Origin of the sequence: Burkholderia sp. GbtcB21 (genome assembly GCF_019091065.1) — a bacterium.
Taxonomy (GTDB): Bacteria; Pseudomonadota; Gammaproteobacteria; order Burkholderiales; family Burkholderiaceae; genus Burkholderia; species Burkholderia pyrrocinia_C.
This window is the reverse complement of sequence record NZ_JAGXKA010000051.1, coordinates 1-5,059: the sequence shown is the minus strand read 5'-3', so window position 1 is coordinate 5,059 and position 5,059 is coordinate 1. Positions and strand designations below refer to the sequence as shown.

Here is a 5,059-nt window from a genome sequence, read left to right as displayed (position 1 = left end):
TGCTTATCGGCCTGTGTTCCGTCGCAGCGTTGTACGCCGCGACGGTGTCCGCGCAAGAGTTCACGCTGTTCGGCGGCCCGCTCTGGAGCGGCGGCAGTCGTTCGTATGCTTGGGCGTTCGATTACGTGGAGGGGTTAAGCCCGCACACCGCGATCGGCTTCAGCTGGTACAACGAGGGGCACATTCCGAATCATCACCGCGACGGCCAGGCGGTCCAGTTCTGGGGGCGCTGGCCGCTCGAGAACCGTCGCTTCGTGCTGTCAGCGGGTGCGGGACCGTACCGCCACTTCGACACGACACCGGCCGGCGAGGGCCAAGACTACTCGAACTCGCACGGTTGGGGTGTGCTGATGAGCGTGCGTGCTGCCTACTACACGTCGGGTCGCTGGGTCACGAATATGCAGCTGAATCGCACGCAGTTGCTACGCGGCCCGAACACCACGTCGGTGATGTTCGGCGTCGGCTACCAGCTCGACGCACCCGGTACACCAGGTTTGCGCGACACGCCCGTGCCGCGCACCGGCAAGGTTACGAACAACGAGGTAACGGCAATGCTTGGCGAAACGATTGTCAACAGCCGCTCGTCGCCGTCGACGCTCGGTGGCAGCCTCGAATACCGGCGCGGCCTTACCAATATGATCGACTGGACTGCGACGTGGATGTACGAAGGGGCGAAGCAGGAGGTCCGCCGTAACGGCATCGCGTCGCAGTTCTGGTTGACTCGCGCGTTCCTCGACGACAAGGTAACGCTGGCTGCCGGCGCAGGCGGCTACTTCATGGTCAACGAGCGCACCCTGGAAGGGCAGCCGGGTCCCGGCGATGGCAGACTGTCGGGCATCGTGTCGATCTCAGCCAGCTACCGAATCTCCGATCATTGGCTCACGCGAGTTACGTGGAATCGCATCGTGACCCGCTATAACCGTGACACGGACGTGATCCAGGCTGGCCTCGGCTATCGCTTCTGATACACGGAGTTCATTCGCAAGCGATAAGCCCGGAGCGTTATCGGGCTCGCGCAAAGAGGTAATCGACCTTTGCAGGCATATATGGACCCGGCGGCGACTGAAGGCGACCGTGCGCGGCCTGCGTCCGCCCCGCGGCGCCAGTGCAGTCAGCGCGGGCGCAAGTCGTTGCTGCGGGCGGCAGACGCGTTTATCGGTAAGCACTCGACCGGCACCGTAGCGTAGATCGTTGACGACGGGAGCGCGATGCTATCGGATAGGCTCGACGTGGGCAGAGCGCTTTCCAATGGAACATGAGCTTGGGCGGGTTCTGCGCTGTCTCTTGTGTAGCGTGTTTGGCGCGTTTCCAATGCAAATGAGCCTGTTGTTGGCCCGACACGCACGAGTTGACCGACACCGGAGCGCCGGGGTGGATGATCATTTACCGGATGATCATCAACTTGAACGAATCGCAAATCCGTGCCCTGGACCAAATGCGCGCCGTCCTCGACGGTACACAGACGCTCGACTTTGCACCCGCCGCGTGCCCTCACGAACGTCGCGAATGGGTCGCGTCTGTTCCGCGGCGCTTTCCGCTACGACCAACTCAAGCGACCTCACCGGGGCTCGTGCTGCGCTATCTGCGAAGCTTTAGCGGCTTCAGCCGAGCTCACATGACACGGCTGGTACAACGCTGGGTGCAAGGGCAAAGGCTCGCATGGCTAAAGGGCTCGCCCGAGAATGCCTTCGCCCGCGGCTACACCGATGAGGACATCTTCACGCTCGCCGAGACCGAGCTCGAGTACGGCAGGCTTTCCGGCCCGGCGATGGTCGTCGTGCTGCGCCGCATGTATCCACCTCGTTATACACATTTCGGACTACGCGGCTTCATGGCGCAGTCCACGTAGAGTTTCCGCTGCTGTCATGACGCGTTCCAGACCTTGCCATATCGTCTTTGCGCCCGGCTCACCATCGCCCTTGCGACCGAGGAAGCCGCCGCACTGCGCCACCAGTCGCAGTACCGCGTTCAGCTTCGGCACGCCTTCGGGCATGCGCTTTTTCATCAGCAGGTGGGCACCGTGAATCTCGTCCGGGTCGAAGAGCAGCGCCGCATCAAGGTCGGGACATGTCCGACCCATACGCATCAGATACGCAATGCGCCATGCCACGATCATGAACAGCGCGAGCGCACGTTCAATGCGATCAACGGTGCCCAACTGCAATTCTTCGACGCTGCAACCATTCTTCAGGACGTTGAAGTAAATATCTATCTCCCACCGGGCTCTGTACCAATCGATGACTTCGACCAGATCGTCGTGCCCGAGCGGCACGCGGTTGGTCAGCAAGCGCCACTCGACCGGTTTAACGCTGGCCAATGCCATGTTGGACGCTGAGGTCGCCGCCATGCATCGTGTCAGCCGCGGCAGCTATGGCCGTCCTCGTATCGTGCGACAGTTGCGTGCTCAGGGCCAGCCGGTGAGCGCCGAACGCGTGCGTCGCAGCTTGCAACGCCAGGGGCTGCGCCCCTGTCTACAAGCGCCCGTATCGGGTGACGACGGATTCGACGCATCGCCTGCCGGTGGCGCCGAATCTGTTAGATCGGCGTTTCGACGGCTGGCGGCCCAATCAAGCTTGGGTAAGCGACATCACCTTCGTGAGGACCGGCGAGGGCTAGTTGTATCTGGCGGCGATCCTGGATTTGGCGAGCCGGCGTATCGTCGGCTGGTCGATGTCCGAGCGGATCAACGCAGATCTCGTCTACCAGGCGTTGCGCAGCGCGTGCTGGCAACGCAAGCCGCCACCGGGGCTGCTGTTACATTCCGACCGCGGAAGCCAATATGCAAGCCGAACCTACCGGAAACTTTCCGCCGACTTCAAGATGAACATCTCGATGAGCCGACGCGCGAATGCGTGGGATAACGCCCCGATGGAGAGCTTCTTTAAGACGCTGAAAGTCGAAAGAATCTATCAGCTCCACTACGAAACGCGTGCCCACGCTCGCCTGGATATCGTCGATTGGATCGAGGGCTATTACAATCGGCAACGCCGGCATACCTCGGTCGACTTCCTTACCCCCGTCGACTACGAGGCCAGCTTGATTGCCGCATGAATTGCTGTACGTGGAAACGAGGCAGGGTCAGTCTGCGCGATCTGGTCGAGATGATGGCCGAGCGGGGACTGTCGCTGGCGCACACGACGATCATACGTTGGGTGAAGCGTTTTACACCGGAGTTCGTGAAACGCTGGAATTGTTTCGGGATACCCGCGGGACGGTCGTGGCGTGTTGACGAGACCTATCTGAAGATTCGCGGGAAATGGGTGTACCTGTATCGGGCGGTGGATCGGGCCGGCCAGACAGTGGACTTCATGCTCAGGGCAAAGCGCGATGTGGCGGCGGCAAAGGGCTTTTTCAGCAAGGCACTCAAACATCAGGGTCAGCCACCTGAGACGATCACGCTCGATGGGTATGCTGCCTCGCACCGGGCCGTGCGGGAGATGATGGCTGACGGGCTGCTGCCTGAGGGAACGAAGGTGCGCTCGTCAAAGTATCTGAATAACCTGATTGAACAGGACCATCGCAACATCAAGTCGAGAACGAAGGTGATGCTCGGCTTCAAACGGTTCTGGAGTGCCGCGATGATCACGATTTCCGGTGTCGAGTTGATACATCGCATACGCAAGGAGCAGTTCGACCTCGGCGCTCTCGGGCTCAAAGATACCACTGCGCCCGCCGTCTGGAGCGCTGTACTGTTCAATCGATAAGGTGTCCAGATCTATACGGAAGGCCTTGCCCACGCTTCCTATTTGCACCAGAGCCATCAATAGAACCCTTGCTTTTTCTTGCGAGAATCATTAGCATTACAATTTCCTTTCTATCGACGGGAAGGCGAAGGTTGGAGGGGAATTTTGTTCAATTCAACTATATGGAGCACATCTTTATGCTCGAACTCAATTCGATGGAAGTAAATTCTGTGGGCGGCGGCACGCATGTCTGGATTCCCGCCAGCATGGGCGGTGGCTTCGACGGTGAGGCTTCGATCAGGGAGCTTGGGGACAACGTCTTGTACAACTGCTCCCGCAGGTGGACCTACGAAAACGGCCGCGAAGTAACGCTGGGAGGTGTTTGTTTTGCCGTACGCCCCCTTACGGAGCAAGAGATTCAGATGAATGATTACTTGTGGTCCATCTGTCAAAATTGTTAACGCGGCGTTGTCAGGTTGAGCGGACGGTCAGCTGGCATGCATCGACGAAGAAGAATAAATCATCGTTTCGCAGTTTTCGTTCTCGGCATCGATTATCAGTTGTGTGGTTCGCTCGTACTTCCGCTTCAACCTGAGCCTGTGCACCATTGAGAGGCTGCTGCTTGGGCGCAGAGCGGGCGTGATTTGCAAGGCCATTCGTTGCTGGTTCGACCAGTTTGGTGCCGTCGTTGCCCGCCAGGCATCACGTCGCGCCGCACACTCGGCGCGACGTGATGCCTCGATGAAATGTTCGTGAGCCTGCGCGGCCTCCCGTTCGCGCAGCCGCGGGTCGTTGATGAGCGCGACGCGGAGCTGGGTGTGCTGTTGCATAAGCGCTGCGACAAGACCGCAGCCAGACATCTTTTCGTTTTTCAATCGGGCGCCTGTGCCGCGAAAATCGTCGCCGAACAGTTGCGTAGTTGCCGGCAGCGAAGGCGGACATTCCCAAATTGGCAGGCGTGAAACGCGTATTCGTCAAAGCCGCGGCGAGGATGAATAACCGGGCTGAGAACAGTCGCCAACCCACATGCGAGCGTGAACGCCGCATGCGTGACTTTCGGAATCCGAAGCGCGCACAGGGAAGTGCTGACGGATTGGAGTGAAGCGTGAGAGAAGCGCTGCCAGGCGAGGAAACGTACCTTCAGCTGCACGAGGCATGTTGCATTCAGCCGGTGTCATGGCAAAGGTCAGGCTTACTATGTGGGCCTTGTCACGTTGACGGCGGTGGCATGGGCTATCTTGATAAAGTATGAAAGCCCAATTAGATGACCTAGGGAAACACTGATTTATCCGGCTCGGCGGTCAGCGGCGACGCTGCCGCAGACGTTGTAGAAGATGGTTCACGGAACGAGTCCACGACGATGAAACGGCAAATGA

Annotated in this window: 5 protein-coding genes and 2 pseudogenes; 5 read left to right on the top strand and 2 right to left on the bottom strand. The window is 59.5% G+C overall.

Going from position 1 to position 5,059, the window contains the following annotated elements; all coding sequences use genetic code 11:
• Window positions 1–5: 5 nt before the first annotated feature.
• Both KVT39_RS36130 and KVT39_RS36125 read left to right on the top strand, forming a co-directional pair.
• On the top strand, window positions 6–965 hold the full coding sequence (locus KVT39_RS36130; protein ID WP_217591391.1) for a hypothetical protein: 960 nt from the start codon (window positions 6–8) through the stop codon (window positions 963–965).
• A gap of 383 nt (window positions 966–1,348) precedes the next feature.
• On the top strand, window positions 1,349–1,849 hold the full coding sequence (locus tag KVT39_RS36125) for a hypothetical protein (RefSeq protein ID WP_217591390.1): 501 nt from the start codon (window positions 1,349–1,351) through the stop codon (window positions 1,847–1,849).
• Here the strand turns inward: KVT39_RS36125 and KVT39_RS36120 are convergent.
• Window positions 1,820–2,305: pseudogene (locus KVT39_RS36120) on the bottom strand (IS4 family transposase); the annotation flags it as partial. The gene KVT39_RS36125 and the pseudogene KVT39_RS36120 sit on opposite strands and share 30 nt — an antisense overlap.
• A 4-nt stretch (window positions 2,306–2,309) precedes the next feature.
• Here KVT39_RS36120 and KVT39_RS36115 point away from each other — a divergent pair.
• From KVT39_RS36115 to KVT39_RS36105, 3 genes and pseudogenes are all read left to right on the top strand, one after another.
• A pseudogene (locus KVT39_RS36115) lies at window positions 2,310–3,051 on the top strand (IS3 family transposase); the annotation flags it as partial.
• Window positions 3,048–3,704 (top strand): IS6 family transposase, encoded by a 657-nt coding sequence (locus KVT39_RS36110; protein ID WP_254640788.1) that lies wholly within the window; start codon window positions 3,048–3,050, stop codon window positions 3,702–3,704. The pseudogene KVT39_RS36115 and the gene KVT39_RS36110, both read left to right, overlap by 4 nt.
• Before the next feature lie 176 nt (window positions 3,705–3,880).
• Complete coding sequence (locus KVT39_RS36105) at window positions 3,881–4,144, top strand: hypothetical protein (RefSeq protein WP_217591389.1); 264 nt, start codon at window positions 3,881–3,883, stop codon at window positions 4,142–4,144.
• A 27-nt stretch (window positions 4,145–4,171) separates the two neighbouring features.
• Here KVT39_RS36105 and KVT39_RS36100 read toward each other — a convergent pair whose 3' ends face one another.
• Window positions 4,172–4,558, bottom strand: a complete 387-nt coding sequence (locus KVT39_RS36100; protein WP_217591388.1) for a hypothetical protein — start codon at window positions 4,556–4,558, stop codon at window positions 4,172–4,174.
• Between the last annotated feature and the right edge of the window lie 501 nt (window positions 4,559–5,059).